General features: G+C 29.8%; 25 protein-coding genes and 1 other annotated feature. Of the genes, 21 read left to right on the top strand and 4 right to left on the bottom strand.

Annotated features, from left to right (window positions below):
* Positions 1-542: 542 nt before the first annotated feature.
* The 12 genes from D2A34_RS14070 (at position 543) to D2A34_RS14020 (ending at position 12,757) form a co-directional block, all read left to right on the top strand.
* Entirely contained in the window at positions 543-1,022 is a 480-nt protein-coding gene (locus D2A34_RS14070) for a DUF2975 domain-containing protein (RefSeq protein ID WP_119367047.1), read from the top strand.
* Between the two features lie 11 nt (positions 1,023-1,033).
* Complete coding sequence (locus D2A34_RS14065; protein WP_119367046.1) at positions 1,034-1,252, top strand: helix-turn-helix domain-containing protein; 219 nt, start codon at positions 1,034-1,036, stop codon at positions 1,250-1,252.
* Entirely contained in the window at positions 1,239-2,453 is a 1,215-nt protein-coding gene (locus tag D2A34_RS14060) for a DUF6688 domain-containing protein (protein WP_119367045.1), read from the top strand. The genes D2A34_RS14065 and D2A34_RS14060 overlap by 14 nt, the downstream gene beginning before the upstream one ends.
* 214 nt (positions 2,454-2,667) lie before the next feature.
* Positions 2,668-3,102, top strand: coding sequence for a GNAT family N-acetyltransferase (locus tag D2A34_RS14055; RefSeq protein WP_079440972.1), 435 nt, complete (start codon positions 2,668-2,670; stop codon positions 3,100-3,102).
* Positions 3,093-3,404 (top strand): hypothetical protein, encoded by a 312-nt coding sequence (locus tag D2A34_RS14050; protein WP_139376256.1) that lies wholly within the window; start codon positions 3,093-3,095, stop codon positions 3,402-3,404. Before D2A34_RS14055 ends, D2A34_RS14050 begins: the two co-directional genes overlap by 10 nt.
* A 453-nt stretch (positions 3,405-3,857) precedes the next feature.
* Complete coding sequence (locus tag D2A34_RS14045; protein ID WP_119367044.1) at positions 3,858-5,621, top strand: ABC transporter ATP-binding protein; 1,764 nt, start codon at positions 3,858-3,860, stop codon at positions 5,619-5,621.
* Between the two features lie 14 nt (positions 5,622-5,635).
* Positions 5,636-7,369 carry an ABC transporter ATP-binding protein gene (locus D2A34_RS14040; RefSeq protein ID WP_182629383.1) on the top strand — a complete coding sequence of 578 codons (1,734 nt, stop codon included), beginning with the start codon at positions 5,636-5,638 and terminating at the stop codon, positions 7,367-7,369.
* A 244-nt stretch (positions 7,370-7,613) separates the two neighbouring features.
* On the top strand, positions 7,614-8,549 hold the full coding sequence (locus D2A34_RS14035; protein ID WP_119367042.1) for an AAA family ATPase: 936 nt from the start codon (positions 7,614-7,616) through the stop codon (positions 8,547-8,549).
* 17 nt (positions 8,550-8,566) lie between these two features.
* Positions 8,567-9,739 carry a DUF58 domain-containing protein gene (locus D2A34_RS14030; RefSeq protein WP_119367041.1) on the top strand — a complete coding sequence of 391 codons (1,173 nt, stop codon included), beginning with the start codon at positions 8,567-8,569 and terminating at the stop codon, positions 9,737-9,739.
* Positions 9,729-12,053: a transglutaminase-like domain-containing protein gene (locus tag D2A34_RS14025; RefSeq protein ID WP_119367040.1), complete on the top strand. Its 2,325-nt coding sequence runs from the start codon at positions 9,729-9,731 to the stop codon at positions 12,051-12,053. Before D2A34_RS14030 ends, D2A34_RS14025 begins: the two co-directional genes overlap by 11 nt.
* Positions 12,054-12,194: 141 nt before the next feature.
* Positions 12,195-12,317 carry a hypothetical protein gene (locus tag D2A34_RS27465; RefSeq protein WP_279221628.1) on the top strand — a complete coding sequence of 41 codons (123 nt, stop codon included), beginning with the start codon at positions 12,195-12,197 and terminating at the stop codon, positions 12,315-12,317.
* Between the two features lie 20 nt (positions 12,318-12,337).
* Positions 12,338-12,757 carry an SRPBCC family protein gene (locus D2A34_RS14020; RefSeq protein ID WP_119367039.1) on the top strand — a complete coding sequence of 140 codons (420 nt, stop codon included), beginning with the start codon at positions 12,338-12,340 and terminating at the stop codon, positions 12,755-12,757.
* A gap of 73 nt (positions 12,758-12,830) precedes the next feature.
* On the opposite strand, the gene D2A34_RS14015 is transcribed toward D2A34_RS14020, so the two are convergent.
* Positions 12,831-13,199: a DUF6568 family protein gene (locus D2A34_RS14015; protein WP_079440980.1), complete on the bottom strand. Its 369-nt coding sequence runs from the start codon at positions 13,197-13,199 to the stop codon at positions 12,831-12,833.
* A gap of 143 nt (positions 13,200-13,342) precedes the next feature.
* Here D2A34_RS14015 and D2A34_RS27460 point away from each other — a divergent pair, with 143 nt between their 5' ends.
* From D2A34_RS27460 to D2A34_RS14005, 3 genes are all read left to right on the top strand, one after another.
* A complete protein-coding gene (locus tag D2A34_RS27460) occupies positions 13,343-13,468 on the top strand; it encodes a hypothetical protein (protein ID WP_279221627.1) in 126 nt (41 codons plus the stop codon).
* A 190-nt stretch (positions 13,469-13,658) separates the two neighbouring features.
* The gene (locus D2A34_RS14010) at positions 13,659-14,243 is read left to right on the top strand and encodes a GNAT family N-acetyltransferase (protein WP_243128342.1); all 585 of its coding nucleotides are present in this window, start codon (positions 13,659-13,661) and stop codon (positions 14,241-14,243) included.
* A gap of 130 nt (positions 14,244-14,373) precedes the next feature.
* A complete protein-coding gene (locus tag D2A34_RS14005; protein ID WP_119367037.1) occupies positions 14,374-14,997 on the top strand; it encodes a DUF4085 family protein in 624 nt (207 codons plus the stop codon).
* 279 nt (positions 14,998-15,276) lie between these two features.
* Here D2A34_RS14005 and D2A34_RS14000 read toward each other — a convergent pair whose 3' ends face one another.
* Positions 15,277-16,059, bottom strand: a complete 783-nt coding sequence (locus tag D2A34_RS14000) for a class I SAM-dependent methyltransferase (RefSeq protein WP_119367036.1) — start codon at positions 16,057-16,059, stop codon at positions 15,277-15,279.
* A gap of 155 nt (positions 16,060-16,214) precedes the next feature.
* Here D2A34_RS14000 and D2A34_RS27455 point away from each other — a divergent pair, with 155 nt between their 5' ends.
* The 6 genes from D2A34_RS27455 to D2A34_RS27575 all read left to right on the top strand — a co-directional run bounded on the left by D2A34_RS27455 (position 16,215) and on the right by D2A34_RS27575 (position 23,476).
* The gene (locus D2A34_RS27455) at positions 16,215-16,349 is read left to right on the top strand and encodes a hypothetical protein (protein ID WP_279221626.1); all 135 of its coding nucleotides are present in this window, start codon (positions 16,215-16,217) and stop codon (positions 16,347-16,349) included.
* 118 nt (positions 16,350-16,467) lie between these two features.
* Entirely contained in the window at positions 16,468-17,922 is a 1,455-nt protein-coding gene (locus D2A34_RS13995) for a glycoside hydrolase family 43 protein (protein WP_119367035.1), read from the top strand.
* 540 nt (positions 17,923-18,462) lie between these two features.
* Positions 18,463-18,717, top strand: a binding site (T-box leader).
* A gap of 145 nt (positions 18,718-18,862) precedes the next feature.
* A complete protein-coding gene (gene lysS / locus D2A34_RS13990; protein ID WP_119367034.1) occupies positions 18,863-20,389 on the top strand; it encodes a lysine--tRNA ligase in 1,527 nt (508 codons plus the stop codon).
* Positions 20,390-21,501: 1,112 nt separating this feature from the next.
* A complete protein-coding gene (locus D2A34_RS13980) occupies positions 21,502-21,729 on the top strand; it encodes a hypothetical protein (protein WP_119367033.1) in 228 nt (75 codons plus the stop codon).
* Between the two features lie 198 nt (positions 21,730-21,927).
* Positions 21,928-22,809, top strand: coding sequence for an immunoglobulin-like domain-containing protein (locus D2A34_RS13975; RefSeq protein WP_119367032.1), 882 nt, complete (start codon positions 21,928-21,930; stop codon positions 22,807-22,809).
* A gap of 547 nt (positions 22,810-23,356) precedes the next feature.
* The gene (locus D2A34_RS27575) at positions 23,357-23,476 is read left to right on the top strand and encodes a DUF6485 family protein (RefSeq protein WP_242966138.1); all 120 of its coding nucleotides are present in this window, start codon (positions 23,357-23,359) and stop codon (positions 23,474-23,476) included.
* Positions 23,477-23,652: 176 nt separating this feature from the next.
* Here D2A34_RS27575 and D2A34_RS13960 read toward each other — a convergent pair whose 3' ends face one another.
* Both D2A34_RS13960 and D2A34_RS13955 read right to left on the bottom strand, forming a co-directional pair.
* A complete protein-coding gene (locus tag D2A34_RS13960; protein ID WP_079440990.1) occupies positions 23,653-23,973 on the bottom strand; it encodes a hypothetical protein in 321 nt (106 codons plus the stop codon).
* 161 nt (positions 23,974-24,134) lie between these two features.
* Positions 24,135-24,461, bottom strand: coding sequence for a hypothetical protein (locus D2A34_RS13955; protein WP_079440991.1), 327 nt, complete (start codon positions 24,459-24,461; stop codon positions 24,135-24,137).
* Positions 24,462-24,647 lie beyond the last annotated feature (186 nt).

Here is a 24,647-nt window from a genome sequence, read left to right as displayed (position 1 = left end):
TATAATAAAAGACACACCGATAATTTTGTCAGTGTGTTTTTCTTCTATATGGAAATACATTATCAAGTTCAGTCATTCTTGCTTCACAAAAAACCCGCGGGGGTTTTTATGAGCGAAGCGAATTTGCTACGGTTGCCATTGGAGACATCATGCTAAAACCAGCTCTTCTCAAAAAGTAACCAGTAAATAAGCAACGCAGCCAACATGTCATCTGACCAAACATTCAGGGGTGGATTCTCCGATTACAAAAAAATCGAGAGGGAGTCGACCTCCTTTTGGCATGCTCATTTTTTCCAATCATACTAAAATCAAACTGCGTTTCATTTACAAAAATTAAGTTTCGGACTACAAACATAGCTTTTCGTTTTACAAAGTGGCATCTCGTCTTTCAATTAACTTTGGATCTTTGTATTGTGAATACCACTTAAAAATTATATATCAATTAAGGATAATAAATTATCGTAACACGATAATTTATTATTGACAATTTAAAGAGGTAAGTATACACTTAAAATGAAAAATATGGATTTTGAGAGGTGTTTATGAATCAGAAGAGTTTGTCAAAATGGATTAAGATTATTGTAATGGCAATGGTGTTGTGTGGTGCAATGATATATTTTGAGGCAATACCATATATAGCAAATAGTATTGTTAAGCAGGAAAAGGAACTCCAATATTGCTATTGGCCATGGCTGATTTTTATTTGGTGTACGGCTATTCCATGCTATTTGGTTTTATTTTGCATGTGGAGAATAGCAGATGAGGTAGGGAAGGATAATTCTTTTTCCAGGATAAATGCAATGTATTTAAAGCGGATCATGCTTGCTACACTTACAGATTCGGGATTTTTTCTCGTTGGAAATGTTGTATTACTGTTACTTAATATGAATCATCCAGGAATTTTTATGTTATCAATATTAATTTGTTTTGTTGGAGTATGTGTAGCAGTGGCATCAGCGGTTTTATCACATTTAGTGGAAAAGGCAGCATTTTTGAGAGAAGAAAATGAATCTTATATATAGGGGAGAGTGTGATGATAATAATTAATGTAGATATAATGATGGCGAAAAGGAAAATGTCATTAAAAGAATTAGCTGAAAGGGTTGGCATTACAAATGCAAACATGTCTGTGCTAAAGACTGGAAAAGTAAAGGGGGTAAAATTTACTACTTTGAACGAAATATGCAAGGCATTGGATTGTCAGCCGGGAGATATATTGGAATACAGGGAGGATGAAGATGAAAAGAATTAAGAATCATCCAATTTTATTTTCCTTACTGTTATCAACAATTATAAGTATAATTGTTGGTGCTATTTTTTTAAGTGATAATTGGAAACATCCAGGTGATATTATTGGAGGTATATTTTTCTCAATGCTAGCAGGGAATTTTATGATTTATCCATTCGTGCTCACCATAATTAATATTGTTACACTATTTTGGAAATCAGAAAATCTGGAATGGGTCAAGAATATCAGGATTTTTGAGTATATGGCTATGATATTTGGATTCTTTTATAGTGGAATAGGTCTAGTTTTTTTAGATATACAGTTTCAAGCAGACTGGTTAAAAGTTTTGAAAAATGCAGAAGTTCATACGCCTATCTGGACAGTATCGTATCCCACAGTAGTCTGCTTGTCATGTATTGGAGTTATAGGATATCTTGCTTTAGCTTGTATTAAGATAGAAAAAATGCCGCCACTTGTTATTGTCAGTGCCATAGCTGGAATGTATCTTGGTATTCTGGAATGTGTGTTATGGATTGTTCAGATATTTTCGTCAAGTTATATACTTTTGTGTCTATTTCCGCTTAACTATATTATCATAGCTGCAAAAACCATAAGATATAAGATCCTGGAATGGAATACAAAAAAAGATAATGTGACCAGATTATTCAATAATAAGTATCTGGCATTTTTAAATCAGAAAATGATAAATTCGGGATACTGGCCAATTACTGCATTTGTTCTGATGTGGCCTATTCTTGGTGTTATAATCTGTGTTCTTGCCTTGTTTGGACAGCAGCCAGATAATATTATAAAAGCATGGACGGAAACTAGTGATTGGAATTTGTCACATCGTGTGGCTCCTCAGAATGTTACTTATGATGAACATTATCTATGTACTGTTGCGGCGGGAGGTCATCCACGCATCGTTAAACCGATTCGTTTAGGTGAGCGCCATGGACATCAGGTGATTGTGAATCGTCAGCTCTGCGTGGCAAATGCATTTGAGCAGATTCTGGAAGAGAGGATCCCAATGTTTCATAAGAATATCCGGCATTTCTATGATACTTATGGATTTCCAATTGCGAAGACGATACATTCCAAATATATGGCAGATATAGTGTATTTTATTATGAAGCCATTAGAATGGCTATTTTTGATAGTACTGTATTTCTGCGATGTGAATCCAGAAAATCGGATTGCGGTGCAGTATCTGCCTCAAAAATAGGGAATAAAAATTGGTTGACAATAAATATGAAAGAGTGGTGAGAATAATAAAAAAGCATATAAAATAAGATATATTATGTTATTTGGCTGGAACCGCATTGATATTAAGCTGGAATTATAAAAGCTTATTAAATCAGAATTGAGAAGTAGGGTATTTTGAAAATATGTTGTGAGGATTAGCTGAAAGACAAATAATAATTTGTGGGGATGATGGGATGATAAGAGAAATAGTAAACGAAGATTTTAATGGGTTAATGGAACTATATACGCAATTACATGATAATCCTATGACTGAGAAAACATCTGAAATAATGGAATTATGGAATAGAATTTTGAAAGATAAAGAACATCATATTATTGTTGCAGAAGAAGAGGGAAGAATAGTATCTTCGTGTGTATGTGTTATAATACCTAATTTTACACATAATCAGAGACCATACGCATTTATTGAAAATGTAGTGACTAAAAAAGATTATAGAAACAAAGGATTAGCAACAGCTTGTTTGAATTACGCAAAAGAAATAGCTATTAAAGAAAAGTGTTATAAATTAATGCTATTAACAGGCTCGAAAAAAGAAAGTACATTAAATTTCTATGAACAGGCAGGATATAATAAAAATGATAAAACTGCTTTTATACAGTGGATATAATAAAAATTTTAATTTGTAGAGCTGCTTATTCGTTTGGAACCAATGATATTTCAAAAAAGTGGGGATTTTGTATGACGAATGATATAAATATTGTATTTTTTGACTTATTCTTTACGCTTGTAACACCTAAATATAGTGATTTAAGAAATGAAAATGATATATTAGGAATAACAAAAGAGGAATGGGAAAGATATGCCGAAAATGAAGAATTATATTTAAAGAGAGCAACAAATAAGAATATAAGTCCTAAGCAAATAATTGAAGATATTATCAATAAAATGAAAATAGATATTAATATATAGAAGATTTTAAAGAACTTATTAATATACTTTCATAAGTAACTATTGAAAGTAAGTATAACCGATTTATAGTAAAATTAATCTATCAAATTTAATATATTGGATGGCATTAAATTCAGAATTGACAGTAACTGAACGGCACAGACGTGAAACCCACGATCATTTGTATGCGGCTTAAATAGCTGCTTGCAGATGGTTGTGGGTTTTTATTACTACAAAAAACTTATGCACTCAAAAAACAATTTATAAAATTACTTTTATACATGCTTAGTATTTTCATACTAATAATTCTATGAAAAATACTACAAATTATAGTTCTTATATACATATATTGAATTTACTGTATAAAAGCGGTAATATTGTAGGAGTTACTGTTTTATATTTTGAAATACAAGATTAAAAATGTTTTTTAGAGCAAATTAATATTTTGACTAAAGTTGGATATGGAGTGATAAGATGTTGGAAAGAAACAAATATAGTTTTATAAAAGTTATGATTAGAATGTATACGTTTATAAAAGAATACAAATTATTAATTACGATATATATGATTTTATCTGTTTTAAATATAGGAGTTAATTTATTCTTAGCTAATTTAATTAATGAGTCAATAAATTCTGCCATAAATCTTGATAAGAATAAATTATATAGTTACACTTTTCAAATGGCTGTAATTATTATAGTTGGTTTGGTTATCACATATTTTTCAACACTTTCCTATGGTATCTTTAAAACAAGAGTAATGCTTGATGTTAGAAAGTCTGCTATAGCACATCTTGAGAAACTTCCACTGTCTTTTATGGAAAAAAATCATTCAGGCGATATTATTTCTAGGTTTACCAATGATCTTTCTTCAGTGCAGACTTTTATAGGTGACGATTTATTTAAGACACTTATACAGATTATATCTGTTATTTTCACTTCGATATATTTGATTGCAATAAATTTAAAGCTGTTTATAGCTACATTTATAGTAATACCTCCAGCACTTTTTATGATTAACGTAATTTCTAAGCCTATGGAAAAATATTTTAAGCAAGCATCGAGAAATTTAGGACAGGCAAATTCCATAGTTCAGGATTCTTATGGTGGCATATTTATTGTTAAAGCCTTTAATCTAGAGAAATTATTTCAAGATAAATATTTAGAGGTTATTAAAAATGGGTTGAAATACAATATTAAAGGGGTACATAGATTAAAATTCATACCACCATTTAATATTATTCTTAGATCAACACCTTTTGCAATTTGTTTAATATATGGTGCGTATTTATCAATTAATAAAGAAATATCTACAGGTCAATTGCTTTCTTTTACATATTTAATGGGTAATATAGTATGGACTTTTGCTTTTTTACCTTCAACAATAAGTAGTTTGATAAACGCTATAGGCGCTTCTGAGAGATTCTTTGAGGTTCTTGATACTTCAACTGAAAGAGAAGATGGAAAGCGCTTTGAAAGCTTAGATACAAAAAATTCTATTAGTTTTAAGAATGTTTCATTTTCCTATAATGAAGGGACGAATATACTGAAGGAATTAAGTTTTGATATTAAAAAGGATAGTAAAATAGCGTTAGTTGGCGCAAGTGGGTGTGGTAAAAGCACAGTATTAAAGCTTATAGCTAGTTTTTATAATATACAAAGTGGGAATATAGAGTTTTTCGAAAACAATTCTAAAGAATGGAGCTTAAACCATCTTCGTTCAAAGATATCGTATGTATCTCAAGATACATATCTCTTTCCAGGTTCAATATTGGACAACATATTAGTAGGGAATTTACATGCTGCAAAAGAAGAAGTTATAAAAGCAGCTAGAATAGCAAATGCACATGAATTTATTTTAGAATTACCACAAGGGTACGATACTATGGTAGGTGAACGTGGCATAAAACTATCGGGAGGTCAAAGGCAGCGAATATCCATTGCACGTGCTGTACTTAAAAATGCACCTATTATTCTTCTCGATGAAGCTACTTCAGCATTAGATACATTGTCAGAAGCAGTCATTCAGGAATCTTTGGAAAAGGTTATGGAAGGAAAGACTGCTATTATTGTAGCTCATAGATTATCATCAATAAAACATGTAGATGAAATTCTTGTAATGGATAATGGTTGCATTGTTGAAAGAGGTAAACATGAGAATCTTGTAAAGAATAATGGTTTATATTCTAAATTATATGCCAAACAATTTAATGATTATGATATACAAGAATCGATATAATAGGAGAGTTTATGATGAGTGAGAAAATGAAAATTAATGATTATCTTGAAATATTAAATAACATAAAACCCAGAAGGCTTATATATTCTTTTGTATTGATATGTGATTGTATAGTTGAGACAAGCTTTTATATTCTTACACCTTTGGTTATGAAGTTAATGATTGATGCTTCAGTTAAGTCAGATATAAATAATCTTAAGCAAGGTTTTTTTATAGTTGCATTAATTTGTTTATTAGGAATAGTGCTGTTTGGAACTTTTGAATTCTTCTTCTTTAGTATTATGCATAAGACAACTGCCAAAATAAGAACAGGGCTTTTCAATCATATTCTACATTTACCTATATCATATGTAGAACAGAATCATAGTGGCGATACCATCTCTAGACTTAATAATGATGTAAATATTATACAGTCTTCATATGGATGGCCCCTCAGAAATATAATTGTTTCAATATTTGTTGGAATTACTTCTGCTGCAGTAATGATAATGTTAGATTGGAGAGTAAGTATTCTTTTAATTAGCATTGGTTTTATATCTGTAGTAATTAATTCTAGGCATAAATATATTATAAGAAAGATAAATAAAGATATTCAAAAGAGTATGGGTAAATATACTGAAAATCTTTCGAATATTTTAAGTGGTTTTTTTACGATTAAAAATTATCAACTTGAGGAAATGATGCTAGAAAAGACTGATAATATAAATAACGAAATACTTAATAGTAATATTGAATTAACAAAGAAAAATGCAATTATGGATAGCCGTAATTTTCTTTTTGAATCAATTAACTTTGCAGGAATTATTGCATTAGCAGCGTTTCTTGCTTTCAATGGCGCAAATAATCTTGGGTCTATTGTTTCATTGATTTTCTTAGTGGGAAATGTGAATAGAATGTTCAGTGATACTAACAGCATGTTATTGCAGTTACAGGGATATATAGCAGGCTCAAAGCGAGTTACCGAGCTTTTGAAAATACCTGAAGAACATAAAAGGGTCTTGGGGGTTTCAGAAAATGAAAAAAATGTAATGATTAAATTAAAAAATGCTGCTTTTTCTTATGATAATGAAAATAAGGTTTTAGAAAACATAAATTTAACTGTGAAAAAAGGTCAGGTTGTAGCGTTGGTTGGTCCTAGTGGTGGGGGGAAAAGCACCATAATGAAGCTTATTTTAGGGTATTATACTTTATCATCAGGTCAGGCTGTTATTAATGAAAAATCAATTGCTGATTACTCAATGACAGAATTAAGAGAACAAATTGCTTATGTTCCACAAGATTCTTATATTTTTGATGGGACTATTGAAGATAATATAAGATATGGAAGATATGATGCTGATAGAGAAGCAATAATTGAAGCTGCAAAAAATGCACATGCAGATGAATTCATAGAAAAACTTGATAAAGGTTATGAAACAAATGTAGGTGAAAGAGGAATAAAGCTGTCAGGAGGCCAGAGACAGAGGATAGCGATAGCCAGAGCATTTCTAAAAAATTCACCGATACTTTTACTTGATGAAGCAACATCATCATTAGACTCAGAAAGCGAACAATATGTTCAGGAAGCATTGGATAGACTTATGAAGAATAGAACGGTATTAATTATTGCTCATAGATTATCTACAATTAAGGAAGCTGATATGATTTATGTAATTAGCAAAGGAAAAAATGTGGAACAAGGTAAACATGATGAGTTAATGCAAGGAATAAGTTTATACAGAAAATTATATACATCAATTACTTATTGATAACATTTGAAATTATTTTTGAAATAAATTCATGGCATTTATTTAACGCCAGATCATAATAATCCAACCACTTTAACTATGACAAAAGAAGAAAGAAATGATATTAGCTATGATAATATACTCTAATTTACAATAATATAATTAGATAATGAACTAAGTGCTAAAGATAATTTTTTCAATTTTTGTTTAAAAGGAACTGGTTTTATATCAAAATTAATAATTTGGAGATTGAGGGAGGATAATGATGGAGGGGCATAAAATTGTAGATAAAATTATTTCAAATATAGAGAAGGTTATTGTAGGTAAAAGAAAGATACTTGAGCTTGCTATGATTTCTATTTTATCAGAAGGGCATATATTACTAGAGGACGTTCCTGGAACGGGGAAGACTACCTTTGCTAAAACTCTAGCAAAAACTATTGGATGTGGATTTAATCGTATACAATTCACTCCCGATACGCTACCAAGTGATGTTACAGGTGTTTCTATATATAATATGCAGAAGGGGAGTTTTGAGTTTGTAAAAGGAAGCGTAATGAATCATGTAGTTTTAGTAGATGAAATAAACAGGGCTTCACCAAAAACCCAGGCAAGTTTGCTGGAGGCAATGGCAGAAAGGCAAGTGACAGTTGATGCAAATACTTATATTTTACCTAGGCCATTTATGGTAATAGCTACTCAAAATAGTATTGATAGTATTGGGACATACCATTTACCTGAGGCTCAGCTAGATCGTTTTTTTATGAAATTATCTATGGGATATCCAAATAAAGAAGAAGAAAAGAACATGGTAAATAAGTTTCTTTTAAATAGACAATGGAGAGAAGTGAATTCTGTTACTGATGAATATGAAATTTGCAACATGCAGGATGAAGTGATAAAGGTTGAGATTCATGAAGATTTAGTTGATTATATTTTAAAAATTACACAGCTGAGCAGAAATAATGAAGAGATTACACTAGGAATTAGTCCAAGAGCTACATTGGATTGGATAAAGGGTGCTCAAGCAATGGCTTACTGTAGACAAAGAAATTATGTCATTCCAGATGATGTTTTAGAAGTATTTGAACCGATTATAGCACATAGAATTCTTCTTTCATCAGAAACTAGGATGAAGCGGGTTTCTGAGAAGAAAGTTTTATCAGATATAAGGGGAATGATTAGAATACCAATTTTATAGGGCGGAGGAATAATGGAATGAAGAAAAATCGTATTATTTCAGCTATTCTAATTTTGGCAAGTGGAATTTTAGCAAGTAATTATGGTGGAACAATTCCTTACGCTTTACTCTACTTTTCTTTCCTTGTGCCGATAACATCACTAATATATATTGTAGTTGTCAGGATGCGTTTTAAGTTCTATCAGAAGACAGGAAAAAGGACATTAATAAAAGGGGAACCTGTAGATTATTTTTTTAGTGTAGGAAATGAAGACAGTTTTTTTTATAGTGGTATAAAAGTTTATTTTTTACATGATAATTCTTATATTATGGGTTTCAGTGAAACAAAAGAATATTATCTTATGCCTGGAGAAGTGGAAGAAGTTAAGACAAAGCTATGCTGCAGATATCGTGGAGAATATTTTGCAGGAGCTAAATCATTTATAATAACTGACTATCTTCATTTATTTAATATTACTTATAAAGTGCAATCCCAGCTTCCTGTTACGGTTTTACCGAGAATTGTAAAATGGAGAAATTCGGATGTAATAGAGGAAGATAAGGATGAAAAGAATACTATTTATTCTATGAAGGAAGAAGACCAGATAGATGTACAAGTACGGAAATATGCTCCAGGAGATCCCATGAGACAAGTACATTGGAAAGTATCAGCTAAGACAGGAGAATTAATGACTAGAATTCATCATGCTAGTTTAAAACTTGAAGTGATGATTGTGCTTGATTTGAGCCCTATTGGAAATAATGAAGTGAACAATCTGGCATTAGAAGATGGTATTATTGAGGAAGCATTAGCGGTTGCAAATTATTGCTATGTAAGGCAAATACCTTGTTTTGTCTGCTTTGAACAAAATAGTTGTAACAGATTATCCATACAAGCCCCAAGTGAATGGAATGAATTTTATATGTTATGTGCAAAGCTTGCATTTATTGGGAGAATGAAGAATAGTGAATTATGTGAAATAGGCATGCAATGGCTGGAAACAGTAAAACATACTATTATTGTTACTCATGAATTAAATATTAAACTCTATGATGTACTGAAGTCTTCATATAGGGGGATAGAGGTTTGCATTCTTTTAATGATAAGTGTATTGGGCGAAGGAGAAAAAAATAGTATAAGCTTTTTTGAGGAAAATGGTTTTACAGTTCGACTAATCACTTTAGCGGAGGAAGGTAAAAATGAAGATTAAAAGTGAAATGGTATCGGAAGTATATAAGTTTACACGGGAATTTTTTATTACAATGTTAATTTTATATGGTATCTTTAAATTATTATATTGGGAAATCCCCACTTTTTATTTGTTTATAGCTTCACTTTTGATGGCAATAATTACAGGGGTTATTAGTGATAATAGGGTTAAAAAGGTAATTGTTGTAATTCCAGCTATGTTTGTTGTAATAATATTTATTATATTAATATTGTATTTTAATATAAATGTTTTCTCATTTTTGGGAAAAGCTTTCTTTTGGAATTATGAATACGTTAAAGGGATTAAAGAGTTTAATCTTTCATATTCAATGGTAACCATTTGCATACTTTCTGTTATCATAATGCAGATTATAATCAGGGTTGAGAAAAATATAAGTTCAAAATTTATAACGGCGGTTATATTATTGATATTTATGATTATATGTGGCATGAATAATATACAATGGAGTTCAGTTTTGACTGGAATTATGCTATTTTACTGTTTTGATATTATAGTTGAAGCTCATTTAGTTAAGGTTGGAGGAACCGCAAGGTATGCAGAAGCATGTTTAACCCCATTTATTGCACTAGCAGTATTTTTAGCAATGTGTCTTCCTTCAGACAAGGAGCCGATTAAGTGGGTATGGGTAAATCACACATTAAATAGCATCAGCGATAATGTTCAAGAGCTTGTCTATAACATCGATCAAATGGGTAATGAGACTAAAAATGAATTTGATGTAAAGAAAGCAGGATTTTCTGATGAAGGGACTAGCTCTTTTGGTAAGCTTATTGACGGGAAGGAAAGAAATATGTTCTTTCTATCAATAAAAAATGGTATTGGAACAGGATATTTAGATGGGGTTATACTCAACACTTATACAGGAAGTCAGTGGAAAAAAGATGAAGGTGATTATGACAATTATACTGAAGAATATAAAATGGATTTATATGAGAAATTATACAATTTATATCATACCAATTTGAAACAGTCTCCTAATGAGCATTTTGCTGAGAATATACACTACGAAATAAAATTTGATAAACTTAAGACTAAAACAATTTTTAGGCCAGAAAATTCTTATGACATAGATTGCGGCAATGAAAAGAATGATTTTGATGTAATTGGAAATAATATATATTTTCCAAGCAAAAGGGAAAAAGGGTATTCATACGATGTTTATGCTGTAGTCATGAATATGAATAATGCCGGTTTAAAACAATATTTAAGGGGCCTTAATGAAAATGGGGATTACTATAAGAAGATTCAAGATGAAAAGGGTAATTTTGAGGACAGTCTATTTGTAGAAGCTATTTATCCATTTAAATTTAAAGAAGATGAAATTAATTATATTACTTCAGATTATTTTAGGCAGCGTCTTTATGAAAGAAGTAAAAAAATAAAAGAAGAATATCTGCAAACTTCAAGTACAACACCGGAAAGAGTTCGTAAGTTAGCACAAGAAATTACTAAGGACTGCACAAACCAATATGATAAAGCAGAAGCTATATGCAATTATTTAAAAGACAATTATGCTTATACAACTAAAATTAATCAGCTTCCAGAAGGAAAAGATGCAGTGGATAATTTCTTATTTGAGCAAAAGAAAGGGTATTGTATTTATTTTGCAAGCGCCATGGCAATCATGTGTAGATATTTAGATATACCAACAAGATATGTTGATGGGGTTGCTCTTGCTTATAGCGATATGGATGAAAATTGGTACAAAGTAAAAACAAAGGAAGCCCATGCTTGGACAGAAATTTATATAGAAGGGTTTGGATGGATACGCATGGACCCAACTCCAGGCTATAAAGATATAGAGAATTGGAAAATTAATGGTGGTAACGGGGAAATATATGTTGATCCGACGCATAATAAATTAGAGGATAAATTTAAAATCTCAGTGCAAGAAAATGAAGAACAAAGATCAGAAGAAAATATTTTTGGAACAATATTATTATGGTTAAAATATATATTTTTAGGAGTTACATTTTCAGCGACTTTGATCTTGCTTGTGATAGGCATGATTATATGGAATAAAAAAAGGATATATAAGAAATCTAGTAATCGAGAAAAAACGTTTATTTGTATGAAAAAAATCATGTCAAATCTAGAGAAACAGGGATATGTGTTAATGGAAGGAGAGACTTTGAAGGAATTTAAAGAAAGATTGGAAAATGACAAAACTTTTGAGAATATTGATATCGTTAAATTGTTGGAATGGTTTCAAGATATACGTTATAGCAGTAAAGTCATTACAGAGGAAGATATTTCATGGGTTGAACATTTTATTGCAGCAAATAGGAAATAAATTTATTGATTCTGTGGATTTTGTAGTCCATAATTTCTATAGATAGTTAATTCTACAATTGATCTTATTTATATTAATGCCTGTACATTATAATTTAAACATAATGAAGTTCAGGGTTAATTTTTAGAGTTAACTATCTATATGTCGATGTATTTGAAGATAAGTCATTGGATTCAATTACAGGGAAGAGCAATAGGCGAAGAAGATGAGAGAAAAGAAATGACAGCTTTATTATCAACTCTAAAGCGTTGGAAAGAGGCATAATATACGAGGAGGAGTAGGATATGGAAGACAAGCAAATAATAACAATAAAAACAACAGTGAATGCTCAGGTAGAAAAGGTATGGAAATATTGGACGGAACCAGAATATATAAAAAAATGGAATAGTGCCTCAGAGGACTGGTATACACCGCTTGCAGAAAATGACTTAAGAGTTGGAGGTATATTTATTTCAAGAATGGAAGCCAAAGATGGAAGTTTCGGATTTGACTTTGGTGGAATTTATAATGAAGTGGAATTATATAAGGTTATTGCTTATACTTTAGATGATGGAAGAAAAGTTAAGATTGATTTTATTGGTGGAGAAAAGGTCACAGAGATAACTGAAACTTTTGAAGCAGAAAACGAAAATTCAATTGAAATGCAGCAAAGTGGCTGGCAAGCAATATTGGATAGTTTTAAAAAATATGCAGAACAAAAATAAGTAACTAGAAATATTAATGTATAATAAGAATAGATTATTTATGGTAAATAGATAGTCTATTCTTAATTTGTTTTTAAGAAGGTGGAAAATCATATTTTAACAGATCTAATATTTCTTCCTCTGTAATTGAAGAATCGCAACGAACCTCTATTTCTCTATTTTTACTAACAATAAATCCTGGCACAGTTACAATATTATATTTTTCTCTAAATGTGTTAATAAAATTATCTGAAAAATCAGAACTATCTACATAGTAAATAGTTGTGTTAATTTTATTAGTCAAGCCACTTAATTTTTTAACAAATTTACGGCAGAATGGGCATGTTGCACGACCAATATAAGCAACAGCTAAGTCTTCATTAGATAATAATTCGTCTGCTTGTGTAGAAATCACTTTTTTAAATAACTTTACATCTTCTTCATAGCTATCTTTTTCAAACATTTGAATCCTCCTTGTTTTTTATTATATTATATCAAGGCTAAATTATTAAATCAATTTAGTTAGCTTTTCTAGTAGTTATTTTGTGAAATTATAGAAGATATTATAACTATCTATAATATGATGGTGATCATATCATCTAGCGAATGTGTTTTATTATCGTAGTAAAGAAGATGCATTTGGAGTATGAAGCAAAAATAAAATTAGCAGGAGAATTAGCATCAGCATTATTTTTACTTATAATATCATTTGATGAAGTAATAAAATCTTAAAAAATTTTTATATTAGTTATTCATTAGGCTAATAATATAAGCTCAGATTGGATGTAAATAGAACTTGTTTTTATGAGTATTAAATAGTATATTATTCACAAGATAGGCTATCATTGGCTGAAAAGCAAGTTGTAATTTGCAGATTATTTATATTAGTGGAGGTAATGGAATGAATGTTGAAATTAAAAAATTGACACCTGCTCACGTAGAAGAATATATGAACTTTTTCGAGACGACGCCACATGATGATAATATCCCTGAGCATACCTGTTATTGTGAGTGTTGGTGTAGTGCCGACCATCGTTTCGGAACAGGTATCCCATCTCGTGAAGAAAGAAAAGCAATGGCTATTGAATATGTTAGGAGTGGAAAAATACAAGGATATTTAGCATATTTTGACGGTTGTATCGTTGGTTGGTGTAACGCAAATACAAAGACAGAATGTTTGAACTGTATCGGTTGGTATCGTTTTATGCCCCAAGTAAATGAATTGGAGATTGACGCAAATGATAAAGTAAAATCTATATATTGTTTTCTTGTTGCACCTGATATGAAAAGAAAAGGAATAGCAAAACAATTATTGCAATATGCTTGCCAAGACGCGATGAATGATGATTATGATTATGTTGAAGTATATCCCGAAAAAGAAACTACAGATGAACGTAAACATTTTATGGGTTTTGTTGATATGTATAAAAACTTGGGCTTTACTATTCATGCAGAAACAAATCAAAAATTTGTAATGAGGAAACAGCTAAAGTGCACCATAGTATAAGCATTTTATTCCATGTTGGATAAACTAAATAAATATGAAGTGTATTATGGTTGAAAGTATTGATGAATTATAATACAAATTTAATGTTACATTAAAGTCTGATAAATATGGGGAGGCTGATGCATTAGTAATGATGTACTTTACACGTAATATATATAAAAAAATGCAGATAAGGGGAGAGTTCCCGCTAAGGGTTGATGATAAAGATAAATGGATGAAGCAGTGGGAAGAGTTTTATAATCTATGCCATGCCAAGAAGGACAAAGAGTTTAAGGCATGGGTATTTCAGCATATTCCAGAGGTAAAAGATGATATTCTCCAAGGTAAAAAATTTACTGATAAAGAAGTAGTAGAAAAACTTTATAAAAGAATGAAAGAAATGGCCTATGAATGGAAAACTGTATGCAAGATGTGCCAAGCAGAACATGAGGAAATAAAGCACAAGCTACCATTAAATATGCAAACATTAATAAATTTAAATCTTCATGATAGTATAGTATTATCAATAAAAAAAGATAGTAATAATATGCTTAATATAGAATTAGATCGATATTCATTAACATTTAAAGATGTCAGCCGACTTGAAATAACAGATGATATCGTTGGAGATAGTTTGCTTTATAAGGAAGTGCATTTGTCAGATATGGGCAAATTTGATTTTCAAGTTCTATTTTGCTCTTCTCAAGTCGTATTAACTTTACATGAATTTAGAGTTATTGCAGATGATGTTGTTATTGAAAGTAAAACATGGTAATTAGTGTATAAAGTATGGGCAGTTCTATTCTTGTAAAAATCCCTCAATCGGACCAGAGCATCACTCATTTATAACAAAGAATGGCATTTTGTATTTTAACTGGCCTGGAACAGGTGCAGGCTGAAAACTACTAAAAATTAATATATATAAATAGCAACTTCAGCCCTTCGGTGTTCAGAAGCATCCAGGGGTCTTTGTGAAGGAAGAATGCATAAACTTGCTTATTGTTGTGTGGTAACTCAATTATAACAAGGGATTTATCATAATCTATAGCCTCCTTTAAGCTTTTTCTGCTAAGATATTTATTCTTCTAAAGGTTTCAAAGTAAGTTCCATCTTCTTGTTTTGTTCTTTCAAGCATTTTTTCTACCAATTTGTTTCTAAATTCTTGTTTTATATTTTCAGGTAATATACTAATAAATGGCACTATAGTAGGCTGATCAATCCATCCAATTAATTGTTCTTCATTTTGAAAGTACCTATCTACATTTTCTTCATAGATATTTATATTTTTAAAAACTTTGGCTTCATTTGCTAATTCTTTATATTCATGAGTTGAAGGCATGTACCAAGGCCACTCAAAATCTTTAAAATAAGTATTATATTCTTCATACTTTGTAATCTCTTTTACTACTTCAAAAAAGTTTTGACAATTACCATGACCTCCAAAATTAAACCTAATTCTTCCGCCATCTTTTAAAACATTATTGCATTTATAAAACAATTCTTTATGATTTTTGACCCAATGTAGTGCTGCATTAGAAAATATCAAATCAAATTTTTCTTCAAAATTGATATTATTTATATCCATAAATCTAAATTCCAAGTTTTCTTCTCTTATTTCAATTGCCGTATCAATCATACCTTTTGATGCATCTATACCAATAACTTTTCCCTTTGGAACTTTACTACTTAAAATTTGAGTTAATACACCATCTCCACATCCCAAGTCTAATATAAAAGAATCCTCCTTTATATTCATTTCTTGAATAATTTTATTACCCCATTCTTTTTGGTGTTTAGATGCCTCTTTATATCTTTTTCCATCAAAATCAAATGCCATATATTAATCACTCTCCTTAATATTTGTATTTTCATTATATTCCTTAAAATACTATAACTGAAATACATATTATTTATGTAAGATATAATTAATAGTTATATAATTTCATATTTTCCAACAGGATTTAAAATGATATTTCAGTGGAGGTGCACATTTTGAAAAAGTGCGAAGCACAACCAAGAATTTATATGACTTTATTAGAAAGAGATAGAGAAAAAATCGAAGAAGGAATTCTTATTTTTATATTAATCTATTATTTTTTGTATATTTACTATAATTTATATGGTTGAGAAAAAACATGGTAAAGGTTAATATAATTTTACTTATTCTTTTTATCTAATTAATACACTTTGGAGACATATAAAAGAATAAAAATTTATTGGCATACAAAGAAGGGAAAAAATAATCATGGAGAATTTATTTAAAAATATTAAGCTAACAGAAGGATACAAAAGTTTAGAAAATAACAATCCTATATTGCTTCAAAGATTTGGAGCTGATCCTTATGCTATGGAATACGATGGAAGAATTTACATTTATACAACAAATGATGTATATGAGTATGACAACGATGGAAAATTAATAGAAAATAGTTATAAAATCATTCAAAATTTAAATTGCATTTCTTCTGATGACTTAGTGAACTGGACAGATCATGGAATAATTCAAGTGGCAGGTCCAAATGGTGCTTCATCATGGGCTGAAAATTCATGGGCTCCTGCAGCTGCACATAAGACTATTAACGGGAAAGAAAAATTCTTCCTATATTACGCAAATAATGCAAGTACTATTGGTGTTTTATCAAGTGATAGTCCAATTGGTCCATGGGTTGATCCATTAGGAAAACCTATGATTACAAGGGAAATAGAAAATTGTTCTAATGTTGAATGGCTTTTTGATCCTGCTGTTCTTGTAGATGATGATGGAAAAGCATATTTATACTTCGGAGGCGGAGTACCAGAAGGCAAAGAAGCAATGCCAAACACTGCAAGGGCAGTTGAATTAGGTGAAGATATGATTAGCATTGTAGGAGTTCCAGTAACTATTGAAGCTCCATATCTTTTCGAGGATTCAGGTATCAATAAAATTGGTGACACATATTACTATAGTTATTGCTCAAATTGGTCAAGCCGTGATAATGCAGTAGGTAAATATGTACCTAAAATTGCGGAAATTATTATAATGACTAGTAAAAATCCTCTTGGTCCATGGACATATAATGGATCTATATTAGAGAATCCAGGAACTTTCTTTGAAGCTTGGAGTAATAACCACCACTCTATGATAAAATTCAAAGAAAAGTGGTACATGTTCTATCATTCCCTTTTATTATGTAATGATATGTCACTTCCAGCTACTGGGTACCGTACAACTAATGTTGAAGAAGTGGAAGTTTTGGATGACGGAACTATTAAGCCTATTATAGGAACACGTGCTGGCGTTAAACAAGTTAAAAATTTAGATCCATTTATTGTAAATGAAGCAGAAACTTTTGCTTGGATGGCTGGAATAACTACAACTTCTACCCAAGAAGAAAGTGCAGTATATGGTAAAACTAATCTTGTAGTTAATGTTCTTGAAACTGGTAATTGGATAGGTTTATCTAATGTTGATTTTGGAACAGAAGGTGCAAGTTCATTTACAGCTAAATTATCAAGCAAGATAAGTGGAAACGCTATAAAAATTTGTTTAGATAGTCCATCTGGAGAAGCAATCGGCTATTTGGAAGTGCCAAACACAGGTAGTGATAATGAATATAAAAATGTGACTGTAGAAATTAAGAATGCAAAAGGAATGCACAATTTATTCTTTGTTTTTTCTGGAGAAGGCTTCCAGTTTGACTGCTGGAAATTTGAAAAATAAGATTATTTTAAAATCAGCCTCTGTTAGACCAAAATTTTCATATAAACAAAAGTGGCTGTCCCACAAAAAACACAATATAGTGCCTTAAATTCTAGGCTATGCTTAAAAATAGTGTTGATATTTTAGTGTTTTTTAAGTGAAACCAATTTGGTTTCACTTAATTCATCTTTATCATCATCCACCATCATTTTTTATAATAAAAACTCCCGATGGCAAAGCTAGAAAATCACATATTTTAATAAGTTATATTTTTTACCAATAGCAAATTAATACCCATCAAGACTATATATCTCATTAGTCCACCACGCCTTCTCTCAACATAATGTAACAGACCTAATGCCAGCTCAAATATAAATATTTAGATAGATTTATCTATAAGAATAAAAACATATATCTATAAAGATATGTAAATATGCTTATAGATAAAAATGAATCTAGATAACTACTTAACTTTATTTATAGGTAAATAGATATCTAGATAAAGAGGAGAGTTTTTTTGTGTATTATATTTACAAAAACGGATTTATATTGTAAACTATATAAAAAGCAATGAAAAGAAGAGTAGATAAAATAGTTCATTTTCAGAGAGCTCTAGATGGTGGAATGGAGCAATGGATTTTTATTGAAGAAGATCTTGGAGCTGCACACTGAGTCTGTTTTGCAGAGGTAGGATGTGACGGTATACCCCGTTATAGGTATAGAGTATCTCATTTTTTGATGTACTTGAAGAGGTGTATACGGCAACGCATACATAAACTGAGGTGGTACCACGAATTTATAGCTTTCGTCCTCAAGATTAGAAATCTTGGAGGTGAAGGTTTTTTTATTTGTATTAAGGTAATGTCAAAAAAATAACAAGTCAATCCGATAGTAGGTCTAGCATGTTATTTTATTTCATGTGCCTAAATTAATCAATAAATAAGTAAAGGTGGTAACAAAAATGTATGAGCAATATGAAAAGTTAGATGAATTAGAAAATATAATGACAAATGCTAATGAATTTATAACAGAAAGAATAAAAAAGTTAAATAAACTAAATGAACTTGGAATAAATCCATATCCATATAATTACGATTTTAACAAAAAAACTTATACAAAAGAGATATGTGATAATTTTGATACTATTGATGAGAGTAAAGTATTTTCTTTAGCAGGAAGAATAATGTTTCTTAGGAGAATGGGAAATGCAACTTTTGCTAATATAGTAGATGAAAGAGGAAATATACAACTATTTTTTAGTAAAAAGTTAATCGGAAATGAAAATTACAATGTTTTAAAATTAATCGATGTTTCAGATATTATTGGAGTAGAGGGAACTGTATTTAAGACTCAGACAGGAGAAATAACTATTAGAGCAAACAAATTTGAATTGTTATCTAAATCAATAAGAACCCTTCCTGAAAAATATCATGGAATTCAGGATTCAGATTTAAGGCAAAGACATAGATCTTTAGATATGATAATGAATTCAGAAGTTAAAGAAAGATTTATTAAACGTTCTAAAGCAATTACTGCAATTAGAGAATTTTTAAATAATATGAGTTTTATTGAATGTGATACTCCTGTACTTGACACTAAATATGGTGGAGGAGAAGCAAAACCATTTAAAACTTTTGTTAATGATTTAGATTGTGAAGTATATATGAATGTTTCTCCAGAATTATATTTAAAAAGGCTTATTGTTGGAGGAATAGAAAGGGTTTATACATTTGCAAGATCTTTTAGAAATGAAGGAATTGATAGAACTCATTATCCAGAATTTACTCTAATGGAATGTTATATGTCTTATGCGGATTATGAAGATATGATGAGAATTATGGAAGGAATATATGAATATGTGTTTATGTATGTTAATGGCTCTACTAAAATAAAGTATGGTGAAGAAGAAATTGATTTTAAAGCTCCATGGAAAAGAGAAACTATGTGCAATCTTGTAAAACAAGATACAGGTATCGATGTAGAGAATTTAACTAAAGAAGAAATTATAAGTAAAATTAAAGAGAATTCTCTTTTGATTGAAGAACAAAATGAAGGCTTAAATATAAATGAAGCTTATAAAGGAGAATTAATAGTAAATCTTTTTGAAGCATATAGCGAGAAGAAATTAATACAACCTACTTTTGTTATAGACTTTCCTAAAGAATCATCACCACTTTGTAAAGTTCATAGGGAAAATCCAGATTTAATTGAAAGATTTGAACCATATGCTTATGGAGTAGAGCTTGGAAATGCTTATTCAGAATTAAATGATCCATTAAGACAGCGTATATTATTACATGAACAAGCTGAAAAATTAAGAGGAGGACTTGAAACAGCAAGTCCAATGGACGAAGAATTTGCTATAGCTATTGATACAGCAATGCCGCCAACTGGAGGTTTGGGCATTGGGATTGATAGAATGATAATGTTTCTAACTGAATCAAATACAATAAAGGATGTTATTGCATTTCCTTTAGTTAAAAGATAAAGACAAAAAATATAAATACTAGATAATTATAAATAAATATGGTTTCTGAATATTTAAATTAGAGAAACAAGAATAAAAATAAATATATATTATACTGATATGATCAAAAGGAATACTTAAAGCAAGCAAAACTTTGAGTATTCCTTTTTATATTTTGAGGAGGAATTAAATGTGAAAAATTGGAATCAAAGGAGAATATTGCAGAAATAGAAGTTAACAGTATAAAGAAACTACAAAAGAAGTAAATGACCTAAATATGAATGTACTAGACAATGGTGTACAAGAGGTTTCATACGACTTTGTATAAATTCCAATTATTCATATAATTGGACATGTTGTGATGATTCTAATTAGTGTAATAATGTGCATAACATGTAGATTTGACGTAGTAAATTATACAAATGTTCTTTGAAAATTGAATAATGTAGGTTTTACAAAATATGTTATAATGAATACTGAATAGTATGCAAATACGAAATTATAACTAGTTACATTATAAGAATTAAGGAGAGTATTATGGACAGTAATGAAAAGAAACAATGCAAACATAAGTACATCGTAGGTTACTCATTCAGATTCCCTCAACCGTTTTTTCGTAGCCTACCTTGTGATAACTGTGGTTGCAGTATAAGATTAAGCCTGCTTTGGCGAATTGTTTATTGGTGTGTAGATATTATTGGTTTTATACTGGCTTTTGGAGTATCGACATCCATTCACATAAAATTTCTTGGAAGTACATTTTTTATTTCACTCTTTATCTTTTTATTACTCATTTGGACTGTTCATCTTATCGGTAGACTTATTTTAAAGTATGGCAAGTGGATTGAAGTGTACAAAAAATAACATTTAATTATAAACATATTAGTTGGTCAGAATTTTCAATAATTATGAATCACTAAAAATAAATAGCAAATTGTAAAATCGTATTATTCAAGAGATTGAATTTACGATTTTTTTAATGCGTAATTCTAACAACGGATGAAGCTACATCAACTGTAAATATGACGTAGCAAATTATAAAAATGTTCTTTGAAAACTGAATAGTGTGATGTTTACAATTTATGTTATAATTAACCTGTAATATATGGAAATTATGGAGTGGGGGGATTGAAATGGACAAAAACATTAAGTTACTCTATTGTATTTTAGGAAGCATTGTACTTGCTTTACTAAATAATTCGATTTTTAATGGTGCTAAATTTGGATTGTTTGATGCAGGTACTTTAGTGGGTCGCTTGATAATTGTTTTGAGTAATATATTATCGCTTATAGGGATTATATTGTTAGTGCTATTCTCCATAACATTAATAATAAGAAATATTGATCTAAAACATAAATAATTAAGTTGTAATATCGCATATCAAATGGTTTGCGATATTTTTTTGATTAAAATACTACGCAATTCTAAAATGTTACCCAATATGTATTAATCTATAAAAACAGTGTTCTTTGAAAGTTGAATAGTACGGTACCGAAAGAATATGAAACAGTTGTATATTATAGAGATATAAGGATTAAATGGAAGTAGAGGGTTGAAAATGAAAAAAATTAAAATAATAAAAGTAATAGCTAGTTTATTAGCAGTAGCTTCAATGTTGACAGCATATCCTGTAAGAGCAAATGCAGAATGGAAACAGGATTCAAACGGTTGGTGGAATACAGAAGGAAGTTCATGGTCAGTAGGGTGGAAGGAGATTGATCGAAAATGGTATTATTTTAGACAAGATGGATATATGGCACACGATACAGCAATAGATGGATACGAATTGGGTTCTGATGGTGCATGGATTCAAGCTGCATCAAATAATTTATCAAATTCAAAAAACGTTACAACTAATGAGTATAAAAATTTTGATATTAATGAATTTAAAAATACGTTGAAAACAGGTGGCTATCCTGTAGAAGTGAGAGATACATTGTATAAGGAAAATAGTGTATCTAAAGGTTGGAAATTAGTTAATGGAAAGTATTATTACTTTAGCTTTGAAGGGGCTCTAGCAAAGGATGAAATTGTTGATGGTTATTATTTGGGGGTAGATGGAGCTTTAGATACAACTAAAGGTAAATCACAATTACAAGATATTACTATGAAGACTGAAGAAAGTGTATATCCTATCGGTACAGATAAGATTAGAGTTGATATAACAAATAATACGAATTTAGAATGTGAATATGGTGGAATATATTATCAAATAGATAAGTTTGAAAATAATGAGTGGCATAATTTAGATTTTGCGGAACATGCAACTTTTACTGATATGGCAGCACTTTTGCCAGCAAAAGGAACAAGTATGGATATTTGTAGATTAAGTATACTAAAAGATTTTAATAAGCTAGCAGCAGGAAAATGTAGGATGGTAGCAGAAGTTGGAAACTCAGAAGGTTATTCACATGTAGCAGCAGAATTTGAACTACAATAAAAAAATAAATAGCAGATTTTAAGTAACGTATTATTCACTTGAATGCAGTAATTTGTTTCATATTACTAAAATATATAAAGTATTAGAATGTGATCTTACAGACATATTAAAATATGAACCAAACAAAAAGGATGCTAATTAATATATACTGACTGTTTAAGCGTGAGTGTAAAGCTGCATAAAAAATTCTCTTGTATTTTATAATGCAGGAGATTTTTATTTTGAAAAATGATATAGGATCTTTATTACATTTATTGGTCAAAAGTAGTGTTTAAAATGTGAGTAATATTTAATAAAAATAGTCTTCCTTGAAAATTGCATAGTGAGGTAGTTTGAATATAATACAATAAGTAAAAGATAATATAAACTTTATTTAATAAAAAGGAGAAATTTTGTAATATGAATATAAGATTATAAAGAAAATGATATTAGAATTATAACAGAGGAAGCATAAATAACTGCAAAGCCTTTTTTTGAAAAACGTGGCTATTTTACAGTAAAACAACAAGAAGTTGAAAGAAAAGGACAATTATTAACTAACTTTATAATGAAAAAAAGTGAACTTCCATCATGCTTTTTCAGAGATGTTTCAGAAGAGTTGAGGGATGTTAGGAATGTTGAAGAAGCTTCTTATGAAGAATTTGCTAAACTTGTACTTAAAAAATAAAGAATAATAATACTATATTTGATATTTATATATTTAACTTAATTATTAATCAGTAAAAATACATACGAAATTGTAAAATCGCATTATTCAAGAAGTGAATTGGCGATTTTTTTACTTGACAACATGTAGAAAGCGTGCAGTAACATGAAGAAAAAAAGACACTATAAAAGTGTCTTTTAAGATAAAACTAACTTGATATTTTCACCATATATTATAAATTTATAGTTGCTCAAAAGAGATACTAAAGGATACTTGGGAGACTGAGGGCCTAACCGTATGACTTGCTGCATTACTGAGTTATTATCAATGATAATTAACATGCCAGTAGTATGCAATGATTTGTTTTCAACAAAATAATTATTATTTTCATATAAGTTTAAATCTTTCATAGTATAAAAACCTTGTGAAAATTCTTTTGGTTCAGCAAAAGCAGTCGTTGTACTTATATTAAATGATAGCAATAAAAAAATAGAAATAAGCATTATAAGTTTTTTCATATATTAACCGCCTTTCAATATTAAATAGTTCAAATTTTATTATGCGAAAGTCGAGAATTGATATTCAAAATATTAGTTTAACTAAATACGCAATACCCAAATAACAAGTTGTAGAAATTAAGTAGCAAAATAAATAAAAATAGACAATTTAAAAGTGTCTATTATGAAAGTACTACACTCCCATTAGAAAAAATAATAAGTGAGGAATCATAGTTAAGAGGAGGTAAAGTTTGTTCGGTAATTTTACTATTTAATCTCACTAGTGCCTCTATAGTATGATCAGAATCAATTACTAGAATAATAGCTTTAGCATTAGCGGGTGTAATATGCACATTAATTGGAGTACCTACTAGTAAGTTCGCATCCCTTACACTATAAATACCTTGACCTAATGATTTAGGACTAGTTACTTGAGCGGTAGTTATAGTAGTATTAATGCTAAACGATAGGAGTAAAATAATAGAGAATATTTTAATTAATCTTTTCATAATCTTACACGCCTTTCAGGATAATAAAATTGAGCCAATTAAATAAGCCTATTTTATTATGTGGAAGTGAAAAAAATATATACTCTTATGAATTAGAAACTATAATTTAAGTCAATGATATTGGGGGATATGAAAGTGTTAGAACAGAAAACTTTTGGAATTCTATAAAGTTAATGTTCAGCGCAA

Origin of the sequence: Clostridium chromiireducens (assembly GCF_003575225.1) — a bacterium.
GTDB lineage: Bacteria > Bacillota > Clostridia > Clostridiales > Clostridiaceae > Clostridium > Clostridium chromiireducens.
The sequence above is the reverse complement of the archived record's forward strand: the minus strand, read 5'-3'. Positions and strand labels throughout refer to the sequence as shown.